At 75.0% G+C, this 20,314-nt stretch carries 19 protein-coding genes and 1 pseudogene; 7 read left to right on the forward strand and 13 right to left on the reverse strand.

Translation table 11 applies throughout. The features are described from left to right. Nucleotides 1–37 precede the first annotated feature (37 nt). Nucleotides 38–694 carry a DUF4360 domain-containing protein gene (locus tag AB0P35_RS08550; protein ID WP_363508570.1) on the forward strand — a complete coding sequence of 219 codons (657 nt, stop codon included), beginning with the start codon at nt 38–40 and terminating at the stop codon, nt 692–694. A 470-nt stretch (nt 695–1,164) separates the two neighbouring features. Here the strand turns inward: AB0P35_RS08550 and AB0P35_RS08555 are convergent, their stop codons facing one another. Further along, complete coding sequence (locus AB0P35_RS08555) at nt 1,165–2,358, reverse strand: ROK family transcriptional regulator (protein ID WP_179419603.1); 1,194 nt, start codon at nt 2,356–2,358, stop codon at nt 1,165–1,167. 222 nt (nt 2,359–2,580) lie between these two features. Here AB0P35_RS08555 and AB0P35_RS08560 point away from each other — a divergent pair, with 222 nt between their 5' ends. Further along, on the forward strand, nt 2,581–2,796 hold the full coding sequence (locus AB0P35_RS08560) for a hypothetical protein (RefSeq protein ID WP_363508195.1): 216 nt from the start codon (nt 2,581–2,583) through the stop codon (nt 2,794–2,796). Nucleotides 2,797–2,802: 6 nt separating this feature from the next. Here AB0P35_RS08560 and AB0P35_RS08565 read toward each other — a convergent pair whose 3' ends face one another. Next, nucleotides 2,803–4,050, reverse strand: coding sequence for an MFS transporter (locus AB0P35_RS08565; protein ID WP_363508572.1), 1,248 nt, complete (start codon nt 4,048–4,050; stop codon nt 2,803–2,805). Between the two features lie 96 nt (nt 4,051–4,146). Between AB0P35_RS08565 and AB0P35_RS08570 the strand changes: the two genes are divergently transcribed. Beyond that, a complete protein-coding gene (locus AB0P35_RS08570; protein WP_363508198.1) occupies nt 4,147–4,902 on the forward strand; it encodes a helix-turn-helix transcriptional regulator in 756 nt (251 codons plus the stop codon). 183 nt (nt 4,903–5,085) lie between these two features. On the opposite strand, the gene AB0P35_RS08575 is transcribed toward AB0P35_RS08570, so the two are convergent. Then, nucleotides 5,086–5,250 (reverse strand): hypothetical protein, encoded by a 165-nt coding sequence (locus AB0P35_RS08575; protein WP_179419604.1) that lies wholly within the window; start codon nt 5,248–5,250, stop codon nt 5,086–5,088. 60 nt (nt 5,251–5,310) lie between these two features. Then, on the reverse strand, nt 5,311–5,793 hold the full coding sequence (locus tag AB0P35_RS08580) for a MarR family transcriptional regulator (RefSeq protein WP_363508201.1): 483 nt from the start codon (nt 5,791–5,793) through the stop codon (nt 5,311–5,313). Nucleotides 5,794–5,855: 62 nt separating this feature from the next. On the opposite strand from AB0P35_RS08580, the gene AB0P35_RS08585 reads away from it, so the two are divergent. Further along, complete coding sequence (locus AB0P35_RS08585; protein WP_363508204.1) at nt 5,856–7,301, forward strand: DHA2 family efflux MFS transporter permease subunit; 1,446 nt, start codon at nt 5,856–5,858, stop codon at nt 7,299–7,301. Nucleotides 7,302–7,327: 26 nt separating this feature from the next. Here AB0P35_RS08585 and AB0P35_RS08590 read toward each other — a convergent pair whose 3' ends face one another. Genes AB0P35_RS08590 through dacB form a run of 7 tightly spaced genes read right to left on the reverse strand, consistent with a single transcriptional unit; the run spans nt 7,328 to nt 15,570 of the window. Then, a complete protein-coding gene (locus AB0P35_RS08590; RefSeq protein WP_363508207.1) occupies nt 7,328–8,644 on the reverse strand; it encodes a M20/M25/M40 family metallo-hydrolase in 1,317 nt (438 codons plus the stop codon). 26 nt (nt 8,645–8,670) lie between these two features. After that, nucleotides 8,671–9,504 (reverse strand): M55 family metallopeptidase, encoded by an 834-nt coding sequence (locus tag AB0P35_RS08595; RefSeq protein WP_363508210.1) that lies wholly within the window; start codon nt 9,502–9,504, stop codon nt 8,671–8,673. Next, nucleotides 9,492–10,466, reverse strand: coding sequence for an LD-carboxypeptidase (locus AB0P35_RS08600; RefSeq protein WP_363508213.1), 975 nt, complete (start codon nt 10,464–10,466; stop codon nt 9,492–9,494). The genes AB0P35_RS08595 and AB0P35_RS08600 overlap by 13 nt, the downstream gene beginning before the upstream one ends. 7 nt (nt 10,467–10,473) lie before the next feature. Next, complete coding sequence (locus tag AB0P35_RS08605; RefSeq protein ID WP_363508216.1) at nt 10,474–11,430, reverse strand: ABC transporter permease; 957 nt, start codon at nt 11,428–11,430, stop codon at nt 10,474–10,476. Continuing rightward, the gene (locus AB0P35_RS08610; protein ID WP_363508219.1) at nt 11,420–12,349 is read right to left on the reverse strand and encodes an ABC transporter permease; all 930 of its coding nucleotides are present in this window, start codon (nt 12,347–12,349) and stop codon (nt 11,420–11,422) included. The genes AB0P35_RS08605 and AB0P35_RS08610 overlap by 11 nt, the downstream gene beginning before the upstream one ends. A gap of 42 nt (nt 12,350–12,391) precedes the next feature. Beyond that, nucleotides 12,392–14,011, reverse strand: a complete 1,620-nt coding sequence (locus AB0P35_RS08615; protein WP_363508222.1) for an ABC transporter substrate-binding protein — start codon at nt 14,009–14,011, stop codon at nt 12,392–12,394. Beyond that, entirely contained in the window at nt 14,005–15,570 is a 1,566-nt protein-coding gene (dacB, locus tag AB0P35_RS08620) for a D-alanyl-D-alanine carboxypeptidase/D-alanyl-D-alanine-endopeptidase (RefSeq protein WP_363508225.1), read from the reverse strand. Before dacB ends, AB0P35_RS08615 begins: the two co-directional genes overlap by 7 nt. 193 nt (nt 15,571–15,763) lie before the next feature. On the opposite strand from dacB, the gene AB0P35_RS08625 reads away from it, so the two are divergent. Both AB0P35_RS08625 and AB0P35_RS08630 read left to right on the forward strand, forming a co-directional pair. Then, nucleotides 15,764–17,266, forward strand: coding sequence for a family 10 glycosylhydrolase (locus AB0P35_RS08625; protein ID WP_363508228.1), 1,503 nt, complete (start codon nt 15,764–15,766; stop codon nt 17,264–17,266). Nucleotides 17,267–17,503: 237 nt separating this feature from the next. After that, complete coding sequence (locus tag AB0P35_RS08630) at nt 17,504–18,145, forward strand: hypothetical protein (protein ID WP_363508231.1); 642 nt, start codon at nt 17,504–17,506, stop codon at nt 18,143–18,145. A gap of 367 nt (nt 18,146–18,512) precedes the next feature. Here AB0P35_RS08630 and AB0P35_RS08635 read toward each other — a convergent pair. Beyond that, nucleotides 18,513–18,608 (reverse strand): annotated as a pseudogene (locus tag AB0P35_RS08635) (chloramphenicol phosphotransferase); the annotation flags it as partial. A 95-nt stretch (nt 18,609–18,703) separates the two neighbouring features. Here AB0P35_RS08635 and AB0P35_RS08640 point away from each other — a divergent pair. Next, nucleotides 18,704–19,705: a hypothetical protein gene (locus tag AB0P35_RS08640; RefSeq protein WP_363508233.1), complete on the forward strand. Its 1,002-nt coding sequence runs from the start codon at nt 18,704–18,706 to the stop codon at nt 19,703–19,705. Nucleotides 19,706–19,730: 25 nt separating this feature from the next. Here the strand turns inward: AB0P35_RS08640 and AB0P35_RS08645 are convergent, their stop codons facing one another. Further along, entirely contained in the window at nt 19,731–20,276 is a 546-nt protein-coding gene (locus tag AB0P35_RS08645; RefSeq protein ID WP_363508236.1) for a hypothetical protein, read from the reverse strand. Between the last annotated feature and the right edge of the window lie 38 nt (nt 20,277–20,314).

Consider the following 20,314-nt stretch of genomic DNA (forward strand, 5'->3'; position numbering starts at 1 on the left):
GCCCGGCGGCCGTGCACGATCGGAAGGGACAGCCTTGATCGTTCGCATGCTCGTCGCCATCGGCGCCACCGCCGCCTCGCTGGTCGCCGCCCCCGGGGCCGCGGCCGCGGCGCCCACCGGCCCGTGGACCACCCCTCCGCCGCCGGACAAGATCGTGATCAACGTCGCCACGGTCAACGGCTCCGGATGTCCGGCCGGCACCGCCGCGGTCGCGGTCTCCCCCGACAACACGGCCTTCACCGTCACCTACAGCCAGTACCTGGCACAGGTCGGCGTCGGCTCCAAGCCGACCGACTTCCGCAAGAACTGCCAGCTCAACCTGAACGTCCACGTCCCGCAGGGCTTCACCTACGCCATCGCCTCCGCCGACTACCGCGGCTTCGCCCACCTGGAGCGCGGCGCCACCGGCACGCAGAAGGCCAGCTACTACTTCCAGGGCTCGCCGCAGACCACCACCAGCAACCACCGCTACGCCGGGCCGATCGACGACAGTTGGCAGGCCACCGACTCGGTGGACGTCGCCGCCCTCGTCTACGCGCCCTGCGGCGAGCAGCGCAACTTCAACATCAACACCGAACTGCGGGTCGCGCCGGGCAGCTCCGACCCCAACAAGACCACCAGCTTCATGACGATGGACTCGACCGACGGGGACATCAACACCATCTACCACCTGGCCTGGAAGACCTGCCCCTGATCCGCCGCATCCCGAACTCCCGCTCGGCCCCGCCCCGGCCACCATCGGGGCCGAGCGGGCCCACCACCCCCGGGGCGTGCCCGGCGACTCCCCACCGGGAGATCCCGCCGGCCACGCCCGGGCGGGCGGAAGGCCGGTCGACGCCGCGCAGCAGCAGACCGGCCGCGGCCCCGGCACGGGACCGCCCTCGCCACCCGCAGCCCCGGACCGTCCTCAGCCCGCGCCCACGCGGGGGGACGCGCGCCCGGGGCACACTGCTGTCCTGCGGCGGGCCGACGGCGCCGTACACGCCCACCGACGCCGGACGAGCCGGCCGGGCCGGCCGGGCCGGCAGCCGCGACCGGACGGCCCGGGCGGCCGGCCGACAGGACCGGGGCCCGCCCGCCGTCCCACCGCCGGCCCCGCCCGACCGGGAATCCTTCGGACGAAATGCCTCCGTGCACGCCTGTGGTCCGCTGCCGAGGCGGCGGTCAGGCCAGGGTGCGACGGCTTTCGGCCGCGGTGACGAGGGCGCCGTGGAGTTCGGCGCGGACGCCGAGGGTGCCGGCCATGATCTCGACGGCGTCGGCGACCGCGGGCTGGGCGTAGCGGTCGATGGATTCGCGGACGCCGGTGATCAGGGGCGTGCCGGCCTGGCCGAGCTCGCCGCCGATGACGATGGCGGCGGGGTTGAGGCAGTTCACCAGGTCGGCGAGGACGCGGCCGAGGGTGCGGCCGGCATCGGTGATCACGCGGGCGGCGGCGGGCCGGGTGCCGAGTTCGGCGAGCGGGGGGATCTCGGTGGGGACGGCGCCGCGGTCGGCGCTGGCGAGGACATGGGTGAGCCGGCGCCGGACCTCGGCGACGGAGACCACCGTCTCCAGGCAGCCGCGGTTGCCGCAGCGGCACCAGTTGGTGGCGCCGGGCAGCTGGATGTGCCCGATCTCGCCGGCGAGGCCGCTGGCGCCGCGGTAGACCTGTCCGCCGAGGACGAGGCCGCTGCCGACGCCGTGCGAGGCCTTGACGTAGATGAGGTCGTTGAGGCCGCGGCCGGCGCCGAGGGCGCGTTCACCGCGGACGCCCATCTCGGCGTCGTTGGCGACCACGACGGGCAGGCCGAGCCGGCGGCCGAGTTCCGCGGCCGGGTCGAGGCCGATCCACTTGGCGAGGATGGTGGGCGCCCGGACGGTCCGGGTGCGCAGGTCCATGGCGGCGGGGATGCCGGCGGCGGCCGCGCCGACCGAGCCCGGACCGCAGCCGGCCTGGCGCATCGCCTCGGCGGCGAGGTCGGCGGCGGTGTCCAGGGCCTGCTGCGGGTGGTCGTCGATGTCGAGCAGGGCGGTGGCCTCGCCGAGCACGGTGCCCTCGCCGGTGCCGACGGCGGCGGTGATGTGGGCGTGCCCGAGGTCGAGGCCGAGGACGAGCCCGGTGTCGCGGCTGAGCGTGACCACGGCGGCCGGTCGGCCGCGGCCGACCGCCGGCCCGGTGGGGGCGGGCTGCTCGGTGACGGCGCCCTGCGCCCGCAGGTCGGCCACCGCGCTGCTGACCGCGGACCGCGAGAGGCCGGTCAGCCGCCCCAGGTCGGCGCGGCTCAGCGCGCCGTACTCTGCGAGGACGGCGAGCAGGGCGGTGCGTGTGCGCAGCCGCCGGGCGGACAGGGCGGCCGACTCGTGGAGGTCGCTCATACATGAACCGTACTGGCTTCCGAACGAATTCATCCGCCGGACGGAATATTTACTACATATCTCGTCCTCTTGACGGACATATTTCTCCCTCATACGGTGATACGGATCGCACAGGTCCGAACGCCACGGAGCTCCAACGCCCGTCACGTCCGCACGGGAGAGGAAGCACGTCCGATGACCAAGAGGTCCCGACCGGCAACGCCGCATCTCTTCCGCTGGCGCGTGGAAATCCCCCACCAGTCCGGTGACACCGGGCCGGACGGCACGCCCGACTCCGGTGTCCACCTCTTCATCGTCGACGCCTCCGCGGCCGACCACGCGGTGGAGCAGGCACTCGCCCGGGCGGAGTCCGAGGACGCCCGCCGGCACCGCCGGCACACCCCGCTCGCGGTGGACCTGCACCGGGTCTCCGTGGTCAAGCTCTGCCACGTGGCCTGAGCGTGCTCAGGCCACGCCGCGCGGCCCGAGCCGCGCGGCACCGGCCGCACCGGGCTCCACCAGCGCGTACGCCAGCAGCAGGCCGAGCGGCGGCACCGCGCACAGCGACGCCAGCACCCCCTGCGGCCCGTGCGCCTGGGCGACCGCCCCCAGCAGCGGGCCGGCCAGCCCGCCGGCACTGACCCCGAGCCCCAGCGTGACCCCGGCGGCGGTGCCGGGCCGTCCGGGCAGGTAGTCCTGGCCCAGCTTCACCATGACCGCGAACGGCACGTTGAGCGCCGCCCCGGTCAGCACCGCGAACAGCAGCGGAACGACACCGCCCGGCGCCAGGCAGAGACCCGCCAGTGCGGGCAGCACGAGCGCGGTGCCCAGCCGCACCGCGGCGACCGTGCCGATCCGGTCCGCGATCCGGCCGCCGAGCAGCGTCCCGGCGACACCGCCGCCGAGGAAGCCGGCCAGCGCCGCCCCGGCCAGCGTGTGCGAGGCGTGCAGGTCGCGCAGCCAGTGCAGCTCCAGGAAGGTGCTGACACCGAAGAACACCACCGAGCGCGCCACCTCGACGCCGGTCAGCACCAGGAACGGCGGCCAGCGGTCGGGCCCGGCGGGGACGGCCGGCCCCACGGGCGCCGCGGTCCGCTGCCGCTGCCGGTGGCGCAGCAGCACCCAGCCGGTGAGCAGCGCCGGCGGCACGAACAGCACCGTGGAGCGGACGCCCCAGGCCGCGAGCACCGGCGTGGCCAGGACCGGCGCGAGGAAGAAGCCGACACTGCCGCCGGCCGCGAAGACGCTCGTCGCCGTGGTGCTGCCGCCCGCCGCCTCCCGCGCGGACCGCCCGGCCGCCGGGTGGAACATCGCCACGCCCAGCCCGGAGAGCAGCACCAGCAGCCAGACCGCGGCGTACGAGTCGACCAGCCCGGCCGCACCGAGGCCGACCCCGGCCAGGGCGACGCCGACCGCGGCCGTCCCGCCGAGCCGCCAGCGGTCCACGGCCAGCCCGACGAAGGGCTGCGGCACCGCGCTGCCGACGGTGGCCGCCATCGCCAACCCGCCCACGGCGACGTAGTCGTAGCCGCGGTCCAGCGCGAAGTACGGCACCACCGCGGGGACGAGTCCCTGGTAGAAGTCGTCGACCGCGTGCGCGGCCCCCCACAGTCGCATCCTCCGCCAGGTCGCGCCCCCGGTTGCCGGCTCCGGGCCGGGCGGGCCGTGCGGCGTGCTGCCGCTCCTCCGGTGCGCGGTGTCGTCCAGGGCCATCTCCGCCTCCTTCATCTCCGCCTCCTCACAGATCGGTTGGCGGTGACCAGCCTGGACCGCGGCGGCAGGTGCGGGCTTCCGATACTCTGCCGATCCATGTCGACAACCCGCCAGGAGCTGACCGGACCCACCCGGCAGCCGCTGGCCCACCGCGAGCGGATCGACTGGCACTTCCACACCGTGAACCAGCTGATCTGCCCGGGGCGCGGCGTGCTGGAGGTGTCCACGCCGCAGGGCAGTTGGGCGGTGCCCGCACACCGCGGGGTGTGGCTGCCGGCCGGTGTGGCGCACGCCCACCGGGCGCACGGGCCCAGCGAGTTGCGCAGCCTCAGCTTTCCCGCCGAGGTGAATCCGCTGGCGCTCGACCGGCCGACGGTGCTGGCGGTGAGCCGGCTGCTGTGGGAGGTGGTCGAGGTGCTGAGCGGACCGGAGCCGCCGCAGGGCGAGCAGGCCCGCGCGCTGGAGCAGGTGGCCCTGGACCAGCTGCGCCGGGCACCGGCCCTCGGCCTGGAGCTGCCCACGCCGGCCGACCCCCGGCTGAGGGACCTCGCCGACCTGCTCGCCGCGGACCCGGCCGACGACCGGACGCTCGCCCGACTCGGCGCCGCGGTGGGCGCCTCGGAGCGCACCCTGAGCCGGCTCTTCCGCCGGGAGACCGGCATGAGTTTCCCCCAGTGGCGCGCGCAGCTGCGGCTGCACCACGCGCTGACCCTGCTGGCGGCGGGCCGCTCGGTGACCTCCGTCGCGGCGGCCTGTGGCTGGTCCTCGCCGAGCGCCTTCGTCGAGGCCTTCCGACGGGCCTTCGGCACCACCCCCGGCCGCCACCAGCGCGAGGGCGGCCCCCTGCACTGAGGCCGACCGCCGCTCCTCGCGGCCTGTGCGAACGTCGAATCGAACGTGCGGTATCGGCGTGATCCTGCCGCTCGTCGACGACGCCCGGGCCCGACTCGTCGCGCTGCTCCCGCAGGCCGCCGTCCGGGGCACCCGGCACCTGGTCGACGCGTTGACCGGGTGACCCGGGGGCCGCGCCTGTGCTCAGGCCGAGTCGTCCTCTCTCTCACTGCGGCTGCCGGCCCGTGCGGCGGCGAGGAAGACGGCGAGGGCGAGGACGGGGCAGGCGAGGCCGAGGCCCAGCAGGACGTAACGCGAGGTGATCTCCTCCTTCTGGTCAGGAACCCCTTCGGCAGGAAGATCCGTCACCCTGACGGCCGAGCGGCCGGTTTCACCCGTCCGATACCCGGACTCGGTGCCGGGTTGTCGTCAGTCCTCCGCACCGCCGGTGGCCGCCTCCTCGCCGACGGCGGCGCGGATGCGGCCGAGGAGGGTGCGCAGTTGGGCGCGCTCGGCGGCGTCGAGGGTGCCGGTGGCGGCGGCGAGGGCCTCGCGGTCCAGTTCCTCGGCCTCGCGGTGCCGGCGGACGCCCTCCTCGGTGAGGGTGAGCAGGAAGGCGCGACGGTCCTCGGGGTGGCGGACCCGCTCGACCAGACCGTCGCGTTCCAGGCTGTCGACGATCGTGGTGGTGGTGCGGGGGGCGTTGCCGACCAGGTCGGCGAGGTCGCGCATGCGCAGCGGCCCGTCGGCCCGGGCGAGGACGCGAAGGGTGCGCAGCCGGGAGACGGAGGCGCCGTGCTCGCGCAGCCGACCGTCCACGAAGGCGCGGAGCCGCTGCGTGGTGGCGAAGAGTTCGTCCACCAGGAGGTCGCTGCTGCCGAAGTCGCGCTTGTCCGCCTGCCGCTGTGCCATGCCGTGTCCGTCCCCGTCCCCGGTCTTCCTGAGCATCATCATAGTGAGTATGCTCAGCTTCTATGAGCACCCGCCTGAGCCAGCGCTGTGTCGTGCCCATCATGACGGTCCTGACCACGTTCATCTGCATCGTCGACGGGGCCATCACCACCGTCGCACTGCCCAGCATCGCCCGGGAGTTCGCGCTGACCCCGGCCGCGCTCACCGGCGTCGTCGTGGTCTACCCGGTCTGCCTGGCGATGATGATCCCGGCGTCCGCCTGGCTCGTGGAGCGGCACGGCGGCCGCCGGATGCTGCTGCTCTCGCTCGGCGCGTTCACCGCCGCCTCCGCCCTGTGCGGGGCCGCCCCGAACCTGGCCTCACTGGTCGCCGCCCGCGCCCTGCAGGGCCTGGCCGCCGGACTGCTGATGCCGACCTCGCAGGCACTGCTGTTCCGCACCTTCACCCAGGCCGAACAGGTCCGCCTCGCCCGGCTGCTGGTCATCCCCCAGCAGATCGCGCCGGCCCTCGCCCCGCTGCTCGGCGGCCTGCTGGTCACCGGCATCTCCTGGCGCTGGGTGTTCTGGGTGAACGTGCCGGTCGGCGCCGCCGCGGTGCTCTTCGGCCTGCTGTTCCTCGCCGAGCACCGCGACCACGCCGCCGGACGGCTCGACCTGCCCGGCCTGCTGCTGAGCGCGGCCGGCACCGCCACCCTGATGTACGGGATCTGCACCGGGCCCGACATGGGCTGGGGCCGGCCGCAGGTGCTCGGCGCGCTGGCGGCCGGCGCGGCCCTGCTGGCAGTGGCCGTCACCGTCGAACTCCGGGTCGCCGAGCCGGTCCTGCGGCTGCGGCTGTTCCGCGACCGGCTGTTCCGCGACACCAACCTGATCTGCCTGGTCGGCTACGTGCCCATCATGGGCGCGATGTTCCTCGGCCCGATCTACATCCAGGAGGCCCGCGGCGGCAGCCCGCTGAACAGCGGCAGCACCACCTTCACCGAGGCCTTCGGCGTGCTGCTCACCATGCAGCTGGTCGGCGCGGTCTACGCCCGGATCGGTCCGCGGGTGATCATCGGCACCGGGATGCTGGGCGTGGCGGGCGTGCTGCTGCTGTTCGCCGCCGCGGACGCGCACACCGGCCTGTGGGCCCTCCGCGGCTACATGTTCCTGCTCGGCCTGGCGATGGGCGGGGTGTTCGTGCCCACCACCATCGCCTCGTTCACCACCGTCGCCAGGGCGGACGTCGCCCACGCGGCGACCCTCAACACCGTCGTGCGGCAGACCGGCAACGCACTCGCCCCCGCCGTGGTGACCACCGTGCTGGTGCTCGGCGCGGGCGGCCCCGAGCAGGCCCATCCGCCGCTGGCGGCCTACCGGTCGGCCTACCTGGTACTGGCGGCGATCGCGGTGGCGACCGGCCTGTTCGCCTTCACCGTGCCGGACACCGCGGCCCGCCGGGCGGCCGCCGCCACGCCGCGGACGGGAGGCACGCCGGCCCGCGCCCGCGAGAAGGCGACCCGCCACTGACGGCCGGTCGGTTCCTCGGCGGTCCGTCAGTAGCCGCCGAGGAAGCGGTCCAGCACCCGTACTCCGAAGGCCAGTCCGGCGACCGGCACCCGCTCGTCGACGCCGTGGAACATCACCGGGTAGTCCAGCTCCGGGGCGAGCAGCAGCGGCGCGAAGCCGTAGCAGGTGATGCCCAGCCGGTTGAAGGTCTTGGCGTCGGTGCCGCCGGACATCAGGTACGGGACGGGGTGCCCGGCCGGGTCCTCGGCGCGCAGCGCGTCCGCCATCGCGGTGAAGGCCGGGCCGGAGTGGTCCGCCGCGACGGCATCCTCCAGGTTGACGAACTCCCGTGCCACGCCCGGCCCGAGGAGCCGCTCCACGGTCTCCAGGTACTCCTCGCGGGTGCCGGGCAGGAACCGGCCGTCCACCTGGGCGTGCGCGCTGCCGGGCACCACGTTGACCTTCTGTCCGGCCTGCAGCACCGTCGGCACGGCCGAGTTGCGCACGGTGTGGGCGAACAGCGCGCCGGCCCGGCCGAGTCGGGCCGCCTCGGACTCCAGCCGCTCCCGGTCGATCCGGGTGCCGAGGATGCCATCCAGCGCGGTGATCAGCGCCTCCACCGGCGGGGTCAGCCGGGTCGGCCACCGGTGCGCGGCGAGCCGGGAGAGCGCGTGCACCAGGGTGGCGACGGCGTTGTCCGCGCCGGCCCGCGAGCCGTGCCCGGCGGTGCCGGTGGCGGTCAGCCGCATCCAGGCGGTGCAGCGTTCGCCGACCGCCACCGGGTAGATCCTGCGGTCCCCGGTCGATACTCCCGCCGGCACCGAGTAGCCGCCGGACTCGCCGATCGCCTCGGTGCAGCCGTCGAACCGGTCCCGGTGGTGCGCGGCGACGAAGCGGGCGCCGAACTCGCCGGTGGACTCCTCGTCGGCGAGGAAGGCGAGCACCAGGTCGCGGCGGGGGCGCCGACCGGTCCGGGCCCACTCGCGGACCAGCGCCAGCGTCATCGCCAGGCTGCCCTTCATGTCCACCGCGCCGCGGCCCCACAGACAGCCCTCGGCGAACTCCCCGGCGAGCGGGTGGTACCGCCAGTCGGCGGCGTCGAAGGGCACGGTGTCCAGGTGGCCGTGGACGAGCAGCGGCGGCAGCCCGGGGTCGCTGCCGGCCACCCGGGCCAGCACGTTGGCGCGGCGCGGCGCCGACTCGGTGAGCAGCGGGTCCGCCCCTGCGTCGGCGAGCCGCTCGGCGACGTACTCGGCGGCCTCGCGCTCGCCGGGCCCGCCGCCGTCGCCCGGGTTGACGGTGTCGATGCGCAGCAGGTCGCGGCAGAGGACGGCCACGTCGGTGTCGAGTGCCTGCGGGGTCACGGTCACGGGTTCCCTCTCACGAACGTTCAGCCGTAGTGCTGTTCGGCGGCGGCCCGGGCGACCACGGTGCAGACCTTGAAGGTGCGGGCGGCCCGGGTGGCGCCGGGCGCGGTGTAGCCGACGGTGCACGGGCCGAGCAGCTCGACGGTGGGGACGGCTGCCACCGCCTCGGCCTGGTGGCTGGCGTGGAAGTCGATCTCGAAGCGGTGCGGGCCGGTGACCGGCTCCGGGCGGCCGAGCAGGGCGTGGTCGCGCATGGCGAGTTCGGCCCGGTCGCGGATCAGGGCGGCGCTGCGCTCCGGCGGCAGGCAGATCGCGGCGTACCGGCTGACGCACTCCTTGACGGCGGCGGTGCGGGCCTCGGGCGCCCACCCGGCGGCCGCCTCGCAGGTGCGGTCGTCGCCGGTGACCAGGATGACCGGGACGCCGTGCTCGGCTGCGGTCAGCGCGTTCATCCGGCCCTCGTCGGCGTCGCTGCCGTCGATCCGGAAGCCGGTGAGGCCGGAGCCCAGGTAGGTGTGGGCGAGTACGCCCCTCGCGCCGGCACCGGTGTGGTAGCCGAGGAAGACCACCGCGTCGGCGTCCTGGACGCCCTGCATCATGCCGAGCGGCTTGTGCCGTCCGACCAGCAGCCGGGCGCGGGGGTCGAGTTCCTCCAGGAGGACGTTGCGCTGGCTGTCGTGCGCCTCGTTGACCAGCACCTCCTCGGCGCCGCCGGCGAACAGGCCGGCCACGCAGGCGTTGACGTCCCCGGTGAGCAGCCGGCGCATCCGCTGCCAGGCGGGGGCGCCGGGCTCGACGTCCTCCGGCCAGGTGGTGCCGGTGGCGCCCTCCATGTCGGCGGAGATCAGGACGCGCACCGGGCCTCCTCCGCGGTCGACGCACCGGCACCGGGCCGCGGCGCGAGCGGGGGTTCGAGCAACCTGAGGACGCCGTCGCCGAGTTCGGCCTCGGTGCCGAGCGGGACGGTGAGCTGCAGCGGGCCGTGCCCGGCGGGCAGGCCGGCCGCGACCGGCACGCCGAGGCCGCCCAGCCGGTCGGCGAGCACCGCGCGGACCTCCTCCTCCGGCCCGCAGTCGGTGAAGTCGCCGAGCACGATGCCCGCCGCCCGGCCGAGCACGCCCGCGCGCACCAGCTGGGTGAGGATGCGGTCCAGCCGGTACGGCTCCTCGCCGGTCTCCTCCAGGAGCAGCAGGCAGCCGTCCGGCGGTAGGGCGGTGGGGGTGCCGACGGAGGCGGCGAGCAGGCTGGCGTTGCCGCCGGAGAGCCGGCCGCGGGCGGTGCCGGGGGCCAGCACCTCGCCGGTGAGCGGCAGTTCGGTCACCTGCTCGGGGTGGAAGAGCACGGTGCGCAGGTGCTCGGCGCTCTCCGGGCTGTCCACCAGGGCGCCGGTGGCGGGCATCGGGGCGTGCAGGGTGCTGGTGCCGAGCCGGACGGCGAAGGCCTCGTGCAGGGCGGTGATGTCGCTGGAGCCGATCAGCAGCGCGGGTGCGGCCGCCGTGTCGATCGCCTTCCAGTCGACCAGGTCGACCATGCGCTGGGTGCCGTAGCCGCCGCGGGCGCAGAACACGGCGCGCACGCCGGGGTCGGCGCAGGCCTCGGTGAGGTCGGCGGCGCGGTCCTCGTCGCGGCCGGCCAGGTGGCCGAGGTGGCTGTCGCGGACGTGCGGCAGCACGGTCACCTCCAGGCCCCAGGAGGCCAACAGAGCGGTGCCGCGGTCGAGCAGGGCCGGGTCGGGCGGGCCGGCGGGGGCCGCCACGGCGACCCGGTCGCCCGGGCGCAGGGCCTGCGGCACCGTTCGGGGGCGGGAGGGGGTCGGCATGCGGGCCTCATCTCAGCTTCGGGTCGTAGGCGTCCCGGACGGCGTCGCCGAGCAGGATGAAGCTCAGCACGGTCGCCGACAGGAACAGCGCGGGGAAGGCGAGCAGGTGTGGGAAGTCGAGGACGTACGCCTGGGCCGCGTTGAGCTGCAGACCCCAGGAGACCGCAGGGTACTGCAGTCCGACGCCGAGGAAGTCGAGCGTGGCCTCGCCGGAGATGACGTTTCCGACGTTCAGCATGGCGACCACGATCACCGGGGTGATCGCGTTGGGCAGCAGGTGCCGGGTCATCAGCCGCAGCGGGCCGGCGCCGGTCGAGCGGGCGGCGTGCACGTAGTCGGCGTCCTTGAGGCCGATGACCTGGGCCCGCATCACCCGGGTCATGGTCGTCCAGCCGAGCGCGACGAGGACGAGGGTCATCGCGCCGAGGCCGTGGTCGGGGAAGGCGACCAGGACGACGGTGGCGCCGAGCACGAACGGCAGGCCGAAGAAGACGTCGGTGAGCCCGGAGAGCAGGGTGTCGACCCAGCCGCCGAGGAAGCCGGCCAGCAGGCCGAGGACGACGGAGAGCAGCAGTGCGCCGGCGGTCACCGCGAGGCCGATGACCAGCGAGGGGCGGCTGCCGCGGACGACCTGGCCGAGGTAGTCGCAGCCCTGCAGGTCGAAACCGAAGGGGTGGTGCAGGCTGGGGCCGACCCGGGAGTCGGCGAGTTCGCAGCGGCCGTTGTCGTCGGTGAGCAGTGCGACGAACGGCTCCGGCAGGGCCGCCATCAGCGCCATCAGCAGCAGCACGCCGGTGCAGGCGAGCACCAGCGGTCGGGACCGCAGGTCGCGCCAGGCGCCGGCGGAGGGGGACTCGCCGCGGCCGGGGCGCCGCTTCGGGGGCAGCGACAGGTCCCGGACGGGGGCGGGCGGCGCGGGGGCGGGAGCGGGCGGCGGCGCGGGGGCGGGCGGGCTACCGGTCATGGCGGATCCTCGGGTCGAGCAGGCCGTACAGGACGTCGACGACCAGGTTGGCCAGGCAGTAGACCAGCACCAGCGCCGTGGTGATGCCGACGACCGTCGGCCCTTCGCGCAACTGGATGGCCTGGAAGACCTGTTGGCCGATGCCGGGCAGGTTGAAGACGTACTCGGTGACGACGGCGCCGGCCATCAGCGAGCCGAGTTCGATGCCGAGGAAGGTCACCACCGGGATCAGCGAGTTGCGCAGGGTGTGCCGGACGATCACCCGCCACCGGGGCAGGCCCTTGGCTCCGGCGGTGCGCACGTAGTCCGCGCGCAGGTTCTCCAGCAGCGAGGCGCGGGTGAGCCGGGCGACGTAGGCGACGCCGAAGGAGGCGAGGACGAGGCCGGGCAGCAGGTACGCGGTCGGCCAGCCGTCCTCGGCACCGGCCACCGGGAACCAGCCGAGCTTGACGCCGAGCAGGAGTTGGGCGAGGTAGCCGACGATGTACACCGGCACCGCAATGACCAGGGTGGTGCCGGCGAGGACGGCGCTGTCCGCCCAGCGGCCCTTGCGCAGCGCCGCCCAGACGCCGAGCGCGATGCCGAGCACGGTCTCCAGGAACCAGGCGGTGAGGCCGAGCCGCAGGGTGACCTGCCAGCGGCCGGCCAGGGTGTCGGCGACCGGTTCGCCGGCGAAGGTCCGGCCGAGGTCGCCGGTCAGCAGGCCGCCGAGGTACTTGGCGTACTGCACCACCAGCGGGTCGTCGAGGTGGTAGCGGCGGTGCAGTTCGGCGAGGACGGCGGGCGGCACCGGCCGGTCGCCGGCCAGGCCCTGGATCGGGTCGCCGGGCAGTACGAAGACCATGGTGTGGATGAGGAAGGTGGTCGCCAGCAGTACCGGAACGGCGTACAGCAGGCGGCGGGCGATGTAGCGGCCCATCGGCGGGCGCCCCCGGTTCGTGTGGTCGCGACGGTGGTCGGGTCAGTGCCGCACGGTCACCTTCTCCAGGTGGAGGCCGGCGACGTACGGGTCGACGAGGACGGTGCCGATCCGGCTGCTCCAGGCGGTCTGGTCCTGCCAGTTCCAGAGCGGGATCAGCGGCAGGGCCTTGAGTGCGATGGACTCGGCCTGGTGGTAGTGGGCCTCGGACTCGGCCGAGGTCGGTGCGGCGTTGCCGAGGGCGAGCGCCCGGTCGAAGGCCGGGTCGGACCAGCCGGAGCGGTTGTTCGGGCCGAGCAGCCCGGACAGGTAGTTCTGGACGCTCGGGTAGTCGACCACCCAGTTCTGCCGGTACGGGCCGGTCGCCTTGCGGCCGTTGAGGATCGGGCCGAGGTCGGCGCCGGACATCTTGCGGAAGGCGATGTCCCGGATGCCGAGGTTCTGCTTGAGCTCGTTCGCCACCGCCGTCATCCACTGCTCGTACGTGGGGTCGGAGTTGGCGAAGTACAGCTCCAGGGTGCCGGTGAAGCCGCCGGCCCGGCCGAACAGTTCCCTGGCGCGGTCCGGCCGGTAGTCGCAGGTCTCGCCGCAGGCGCCGGCGCGGTGGCCGGGGATCATCGCGGCGACCAGCGAGTCGGCGGGCGCGAACACCTCGTTGAAGATGGCCCGGGTGATGCCCCGGCGGTCGATCGCCATCGAAATGGCCTGCCGCAGCTCGGGCTTGGCGTAGCGCTCGTCCCAGAGCGGCAGGCCGAGGTAGTCCATGGTGCCGCTGGGCCGCACCGAGTACCGCCGACCGAAGGTGCGTTTGGCCTCGTAGGCCCGGGCGGGCGGCACGCTCGCCATGAAGTCGACGTGTCCGGCGCGCAGTTCGGTGAAGGCGGTGTCCTTGCTGGTGAAGATCCGGAAGTGCACGGCGTCGGCCTTCGGCGGGCGCGGTCCGGTGTAGCCCGTCGCGCGGCGCAGGTCGATCCGCTGCTGGTGCCGCCAGTCGCCGTCCATCGCGAACGGGCCGTTGCCGACCGGGTGCAGGTCGTACCCGGCCGGGTCGGCGAAGGCCGCCTTCGGTAGCGGCGCGAACGCCGGGAAGGCCAGCAGCATCGGGAACTGGCTGAACGGGGCGCCCAGCGTGACCTTCAGCGTGCGGTCGTCGACCACCTCCAGCCCGGAGAGCCGGTCCGTGGCGGGCGCGGCACCGTCCGCCGGGTTGAGCGCGGCGTAGCCGTCGATCTGGCTGAAGTACCCGTTGGCCTCCCAGCCGTTGGGGCCGTACGCGGCGGCGTTCCACGCGTCGGCGTAGCTGGCGGCGGTGACCGGCTCGCCGTTGTGGAAGCGGGCGCCGGACGGGAAGCGCAGTGTCCAGACCCGCTGGTCGTCGGTGCTGATCGACTCGGCGGCGAGCGGCACGGCGTGGCCGTCGGACGGGTCCAGGGCGAGCGGGGTGTCGAACAGGCCCTCCAGCACCTGCAGGGCGTAACTGCTGGTCGTCCGGCCAGGGGTGAGGTGGTCGGGCTCGGTGAGGGCGACGGTGAACGCGCCGCCGGGCACGTCCGGGACGGGCCCGAGGTCCTCGTCGGCGCGGCGGACGCAGCCGGCGGCCGCCGCGAGCAGCGCCAGGGCGAGGAGCACGGCGGGCAGCCGGCCGGCGCGGGCCGTCAGCACCTGGCCCCCATCAGACAGGCGGTCTCCCAGTCGCGGCTTCCGGCGGCGGTCGGCGGCACGCTGCGGACGGCGGCCCGGCCCTCCCCGGCCAGCCGGACGGCGAAGGCGTCGATCACCGAACGGGGGCTGCTGCCGGCGAAGTTGTTGACCAGGACGGCGAAGGCGAGGGTGCGCCCGTCGGCCCGCTCGGCGTAGCCCGCCAGGGCGTCGACGCCGGTCATCGAGCCGGTCTTGGCGTGCACCCGGCCCTCGGCGGCGGTGCCGCGCATCCGGTTGGTGAGGGTGCCGCCGACCGCCCGCCGGGCGTCCCCGGCCACTGGCAGTGCCCGGTACCAGACGGTGAACCAGGGCCGGGTCCGGGCGAAGCGGAACAGCGCGGTGAGCCGGCGGGCGGTCAGCAGGTTGTGCCGGGACAGCCCGGAGCCGTCCACCTGCCGGGCCTCGGTGGGCTCCAGGCCGGCCCGGTGCAGGAAGCCGCGGACCTGGTCGATGCCAGCGGCCCAGCTGCCGCTGCCGGCCCGGACCCGGCCGATCTCCTTGACCAGGGTCTCGGCGATGCCGTTGTTGCTGAGCTTCAGGAAGGGCGCCATCAGGGCCGACAGCGGCGCCGAGTCGTGGCCGGCGAGCACCTGCGCACCGGCGGGCGCGCGGCCGGGGGCGGGCGCGCCGTGCACGGTGACGCCGTGCCGGGCCAGGGCGGCGGCGAAGACCTGGGCGGCCACCAGGGCCGGGGAGTCCACCGCGATCCACTCCTCGCTCGGGCCGCCGTCGGCGGGCACGCTGCCGGAGAGCAGGAGTTCGTTACCGCCGGGCCTGCGGTCGACGACGGCCGTCCGGGCGCTGCCCGCCGCACCGGTGGTCACCTGCCCGGTGAAGCGGACCGGCGCCTCGGCCGGGACGACCCGGACCCCGGCGGGCCGCCCCGGTGCCTCGCCGGGGGTGAGGGCGACCCGGACGGTGCCCGGGTCGTAGTCGGTGTCGGTGGTGAGCGTCAGCGCGGAGATCTGCGGGCTGTAGTAGGCGGCCTGGTCGTCCCAGGACCAGCTGGGGCCGAGCGGTACGCCGTCCCAGCGGCTCGCGTCGGCGAGCAGCGCGCCGCCGACCTCGGTCACCCCGACTGCGGCGACCCGGGCGGCCAGCGCGTCCAGGTCGGCCGGCAGCAGCGTCGGGTCGCCGCCGCCGCGCAGCACCAGGTCGCCGTCGATCCGGCCGCCGGGGCGCGGGCCGGCGGCGAGCACCTCGGTGGTGAAGCGGTGGTCCGGGCCGAGCAGGTCGAGGGCGGCCGCCGCCGTCACCGTCTTCTGCGTGGAGGCGGGCAGCAGCAGCGCCCCGGGCGAACGCTCGTACAGCACCTCGCCGCTGGCCGCGTCGGTGACCAGCGCGGACACCTGGGCGCCGGTGAGCGCCGGGTCGGCCAGCAGCGCGTCCAGGTCGGAGCCGAGGCTCCGGGCGGCGGCGGTGGTCCGCGTCCCGCTGCCGGGTGCGGCCCCCGCGGGCAGCAGCGCGGCGAGCACGACGGCGAGCGGCACCGACAGCAGCCGGGCCGGAAGGGTGAGCACGGTGTTGCCTCCCGAGGAGTGGAGCCGGGCACCACCTTCTCCCCGACCGGGCGTCAGAAGTGGCCGATGGCGCCGCCGTCGGCGACAATTCACCCCGCAATTCCCCCGTGCGGAGGACGCCAGCGGTGTGGCGCGTGACGGCACCGGACGCGGGCGGCGAGAGTGGCGCCACCTTCGCCCCCCGGGAGCCGCCATGCCTCTGCGTCCGTCCCGCCGGCTCTTCCTCGGCGGCTGCGGTGCGCTGGCCCTGACGGCCGCCGGGTGGCCGGCCCGGGCCGCGGGGTCGTCCCGGCGGCAGCTGCGGGGAGTCTGGATCGCCTCGGTCGACCACATCGACTGGCCGCCCGCCCCGGGCCTGCCGGAGGACCGGCTGCGCGCCGCCTTCACCGAGCTGCTGGACGCGGCCGAACTGCTCGGCGTCAACGCGGTGTTCGTGCAGGTGCGGCCGACCGCGGACGCCTTCTGGCCCTCGCCCTACGAGCCCTGGTCGCAGTGGCTCACCGGCACCCAGGGACGCGACCCCGGCTGGGACCCGCTGCACGTCCTGGTCGCGGCCGCGCACGCCCGCGGCATCGCCTTCCACGCCTGGTTCAACCCGTACCGCGTCGCCCAGCACGACGACCCGGCCCGGCTCGTACCGCACCACCCGGCGCGCCGCCACCCGGAGTGGACCCTCGCCTACGGCGGCCGGCTCTACTACGACCCGGGCGTCCCCGCGGCCCGCGCCTTCGTCGAGCAGGCGATCCTGGACGCGGTGGCCCGCTACGACCTCGACGGCGTCCACCTCGACGACTACTTCTACCCCTACCCGGCCGGCGGCCTGCCCTTCCCCGACGACGCGTCCTTCGCCGCGTACGGCGGCACCTTCACCGACCGGGCCGCCTGGCGCAGACACAACGTCGACCTGCTGGTCCGCGAACTCCGGGACCTGGTCCGGGCGGTACGGCCCGAGGCGGCGTTCGGCATCAGCCCGTTCGGGGTCTGGCGCAACGCCGCGACGGACCCGCGGGGCTCGGCCACCGCCGCGTTCCAGTCCTACGACGGGCTGTACGCCGACTCGCTCGGCTGGGTACGGGACGGCCTCCTCGACTACGTCGCCCCGCAGCTGTACTGGCACCTCGGCCACCCGCAGGCCGACTACGCCGCCCTCGCCCGCTGGTGGGCCGAGCGCACGGCCGGCCACGACACCCTGCTCTGGATCGGCCAGGCCGCCTACCGCGCCGGCGCCCCCGGCGAGGCCGCCGCCTGGCAGGACCCGGCCGAGCTCTCCCGCCACCTCGACCTCGACGCCGGGCTGCCGCAGATCGGCGGCCACGTCCTCTTCAGCGCCCGCAACCTCCGCACGGACCCGATCGGCACCGTCGCCCGCCTCGCCGCCGACCACTGGCGCCGCCCCGCGCTCCCGCCGCTGCTGCCCCGGCTCGCCCGCGGCACTCCCCCGGCCGCCCCGGCGCTGGCCGCCGCGGACGGCACCCTGCGCATCGCCCCCGGCGGCCCGCCGCCCTTCCGCTACGTCCTCTACCGACTGCCGCAGGGGCCCGGCGGTGGGCCACAGCCCAGCACGGACACCCTGGCGGCCTGCCTGCCCTCGGCCGACTGCGCCCGGCCGCTGCCCCTCCCCGCCGGCCGGTACACGGCCACCGCCCTGGACCGCGCGGGCCGCGAGAGCCGCCCCGCCGCGCCGGTCGAGGTGTAGGGCTGCTCCGATGAGCGCGCGGGTGAGGCACTGGGGGCGGGGGAAGTGCGCGATTCCAAGCTCTCTCCGGAGGCGATCGCCGAGGTGACCACCCTGCTCGCACCGGGCGACGCCCGACGCTGACCGCCAAGGCGCCGCGGGGACGGTTCGGGACCGGTAGCGAGGCGCACTGCGGCCGGGCCGTCTTGCGCCGCGCGCGCTCTTCCACAACCCGTGGCGCCATCCTAGCGTTGCGTCATGAGCAGAGTGCGGGTGGACCGTTCGAATCCCGACGTGGTCGACGTGGTGCTTCGCGAGGGAGTCGGGCCGCTCGGGTACGCCGTCAAGCGTTGGCCCGGGGAAGTGTTCGGGTCGCTCGTGGCCGGCGCCGTCTACGGCGCCCCGGTCTGTGCAGTCATGGCGTTGATCTTCAGTCCGGGGCCCGGCCCGATCTGGGCTCTGGTCGGGATCGCCGCCGTGCTGGGACTGGTCGTCAACACGTTCGTGATCCTGTACGGGGCCTTCCGGGACGTGAACCGGTTGCGGTTCTCCCCCGCCGCCGCCCCGGACACCATGACCGTCGTCCGGGGCTCCCGCACGGACCGGCCGAGACCGCTCACCGACGTACAGCAGATCTGGATCGACCACTCCGTCATGGAGTCGTACGAGAGGGACCGGAAGCCCGTCTCCGCCAAGATCACCCTGTACGTGCTGCTGAAGAACGGCCACCGGATCCGGCCCACCTCGCTGCCCCAGTGGACGACCGACACCACGGCCCTGTGCCAGGAGCTGCAACAGATACTCGCCCCCGCCGCCGTCCAGGTGGACCTGGTCGTCCGACGCCGGGTGCAGTACCCGTCGATGGGCGGTCACGGCGGCTCGACCGGCGGCGGAGGCTGACGAGATCCGGCTGGTCGGCTCTGTCCACGGGAGCCCAATGCCAGTGGCGTGACCGCGCACCTCCTGGCTCCTGCCCCCGCCCGCGCGGGGAGGCTTGACGCGGCTCGTACGGGGCGGTTCCCAGGATCCGGTGACCGGATGGCGCTGGAGAACAACCGGCCCTGGACCGAGGACGAGCCGCGGGTCGGGACCGAGGCGGTGCGGGCGGGAATCCGGCGGGGACCAGCTCGATCCGGTCCAGGTGCTGCTGCCGATGGAAGGCATGCGGGCCTGGAGGACCTCTCAGTCAGTGTCGGTCCAGTCGTCACGCAGTCCGTCAGGCCTCCCCTGGCCGACTGGCAGTCAGCTGACCCACCCGCGCCTGAGCGACTCCGTCGTCCAGGATGTCCAGGAGCTCGCGGGCGATGCTGGACTTGCCCGAGCTGGACGTTCCGTTGAGGAAGATGATCCGACCGGATGCCATGTCGACGTGATCACACCCGGGTCGTCACGGCCTTCGGCCTGGCCTCCGTCGGCGGTGGCCGGGCCGGGCGGGCACGGCCGACGTACGGTGGAGCGGTGAGTGCCGCGAACCCCCGGCCCTCGCCGCAGGCGTTCGAGGTGCCCCGGCGGGCGGTGCTGCTCGGCCTGGCGGGGGTGCTGCTGGCCGCCTGCACCAGCCGGACGGGCGCGGCCTCCGGCTCCGCCTCCCCGACCGCGCCTTCCTCGCCTGCGGCCCCTTCCGCTGGTTCCTCGGCGGTGCTCCCGGCCACCACGCCCTGGCGGCCTGGTCCCGGCGAGATCGACCCGGACGTGAAGCTGCGGGCGACCCAGCTGGTCGAGGCGCTCGGTGCCTGGCCCGAGGGCGGGCAGGGCCGGGCTGCCGCCCGCGAACGGGTCCGCGCACTCGGCCTCGACCCGTCGCTCGCCGAGCAGGCCGGACCACTGCTCGGAACCGCCCCACAGGCCGTCCTGCAGGTGGTGAACGCCCAGTGGGGCGGCCACCTCACCGACTCCGCGAGCGTCATGGTCCCCTGCCGTCAGTGGACGCCGGACGGCGCCGGCGGGACCACCGTCGACGTACGGCTCGTCCGGGCGCAGCCGCGCTGGAACGTCACCGCCCTGCACCCGGCGCAGCCGGCCCCGCGTGCCGCCACGCTCTCCGACGCGGCGCAGCGGGTGCTGGCCGAGTCGCGGATCCAGCTGCCGCCGGCCGCGGTCGCCGACGTCCGCGGCGGCGGGGTGCACGAGAGCGTCCTCGCCTCGATGCTGATGCTGGCCGCGCAGCACACCTTCGCGGTGACGGTGCTCCGCTCGGGCCACCCCATCGACGTCTTCGGCACCTCCCGGCCGAGCGACCACCCGCCGGGCCGCGCCTTCGACGTCTGGCAGATCGACGGCCACGCTGTGGTCGACCCCGCCACCCCGCACGACCTGGTCGACGGCTTCATGCGCGCCGCGGCGGCCACCGGCTCGTACAACGTCGGCGGCCCCCGCCAGCTCTCCGGCGGCACCACGCCCCAGCAGTTCTTCACCGACGACGCCCACCACGACCACGTGCATGTCGGCTTCCGCAGCTGACCGACCCCCGGGCGCCGCCGGCCGGTCAGCCCGGGTTGCGCCGCACGCCCGAGGACGCCCTGCGGAGCCGGTCGGCCGCCGTGTTCCTGACCCGCCGGCTGCCGCCGTGCTCGGCCAGGGCGGTGAGGAGCAGCGGCGAGTCCGACGTCTCCACGATCGTCCGCTGGAGCCAGTGGGTGCCGGCCAGGATTCCGGCGAGAGAGCCCTCGGGGTCGGTCTCGGCCCGCTTCACCAGCTGCCAGTGCTCGATCCGGGTCTGCAGGAAGTCGAACCCCGGCGCCAGGACGGCGATCACCCGCACGCGGGCGGCGAAGGCCTCGGCAGGCCCGTACGCCGGTGCCAGGCGGTCGACGTGCCACACGAGAGTGGCTTCGGCCATCGTCCGGTCCGGGTCCTGGACGACGATCCCGACGATCGCCTCCTCCGTGTCATCCGACGTGTCCTCAGAGCAGCCCGCCAGGCACTCCTGGTAGAGCCCGTAGCGGATGTGCTCGTCGTCGGCCCAGCCCTCGTCGGGCGCTGCCTTCCCGACGAGCCCGTACAGCCATCCGATGGCGCTTTCCTGCAGCATGCCGGGCCTCTCCGATCCGTTCGCGACGTCATGCTCGC

Source organism: Kitasatospora sp. NPDC085879, assembly GCF_040686255.1.
Lineage (GTDB): Bacteria > Actinomycetota > Actinomycetes > Streptomycetales > Streptomycetaceae > Kitasatospora.

Bases quoted from the DNA above. Each gene is read 5' to 3' on its own strand.
- AB0P35_RS08555 (WP_179419603.1), bottom strand. From the start codon at position 2,358: ATGAGCGACCTCCACGAGTCGGCCGCCCTGTCCGCCCGGCGGCTGCGC.
- AB0P35_RS08565 (WP_363508572.1), bottom strand. From the start codon at position 4,050: ATGGCCCTGGACGACACCGCGCACCGGAGGAGCGGCAGCACGCCGCAC.
- AB0P35_RS08570 (WP_363508198.1), top strand. From the start codon at position 4,147: ATGTCGACAACCCGCCAGGAGCTGACCGGACCCACCCGGCAGCCGCTG.
- AB0P35_RS08580 (WP_363508201.1), bottom strand. From the start codon at position 5,793: ATGGCACAGCGGCAGGCGGACAAGCGCGACTTCGGCAGCAGCGACCTC.
- AB0P35_RS08585 (WP_363508204.1), top strand. From the start codon at position 5,856: ATGAGCACCCGCCTGAGCCAGCGCTGTGTCGTGCCCATCATGACGGTC.
- AB0P35_RS08600 (WP_363508213.1), bottom strand. From the start codon at position 10,466: ATGCCGACCCCCTCCCGCCCCCGAACGGTGCCGCAGGCCCTGCGCCCG.
- AB0P35_RS08605 (WP_363508216.1), bottom strand. From the start codon at position 11,430: ATGACCGGTAGCCCGCCCGCCCCCGCGCCGCCGCCCGCTCCCGCCCCC.
- AB0P35_RS08610 (WP_363508219.1), bottom strand. From the start codon at position 12,349: ATGGGCCGCTACATCGCCCGCCGCCTGCTGTACGCCGTTCCGGTACTG.
- AB0P35_RS08625 (WP_363508228.1), top strand. From the start codon at position 15,764: ATGCCTCTGCGTCCGTCCCGCCGGCTCTTCCTCGGCGGCTGCGGTGCG.
- AB0P35_RS08630 (WP_363508231.1), top strand. From the start codon at position 17,504: ATGAGCAGAGTGCGGGTGGACCGTTCGAATCCCGACGTGGTCGACGTG.
- AB0P35_RS08645 (WP_363508236.1), bottom strand. From the start codon at position 20,276: ATGCTGCAGGAAAGCGCCATCGGATGGCTGTACGGGCTCGTCGGGAAG.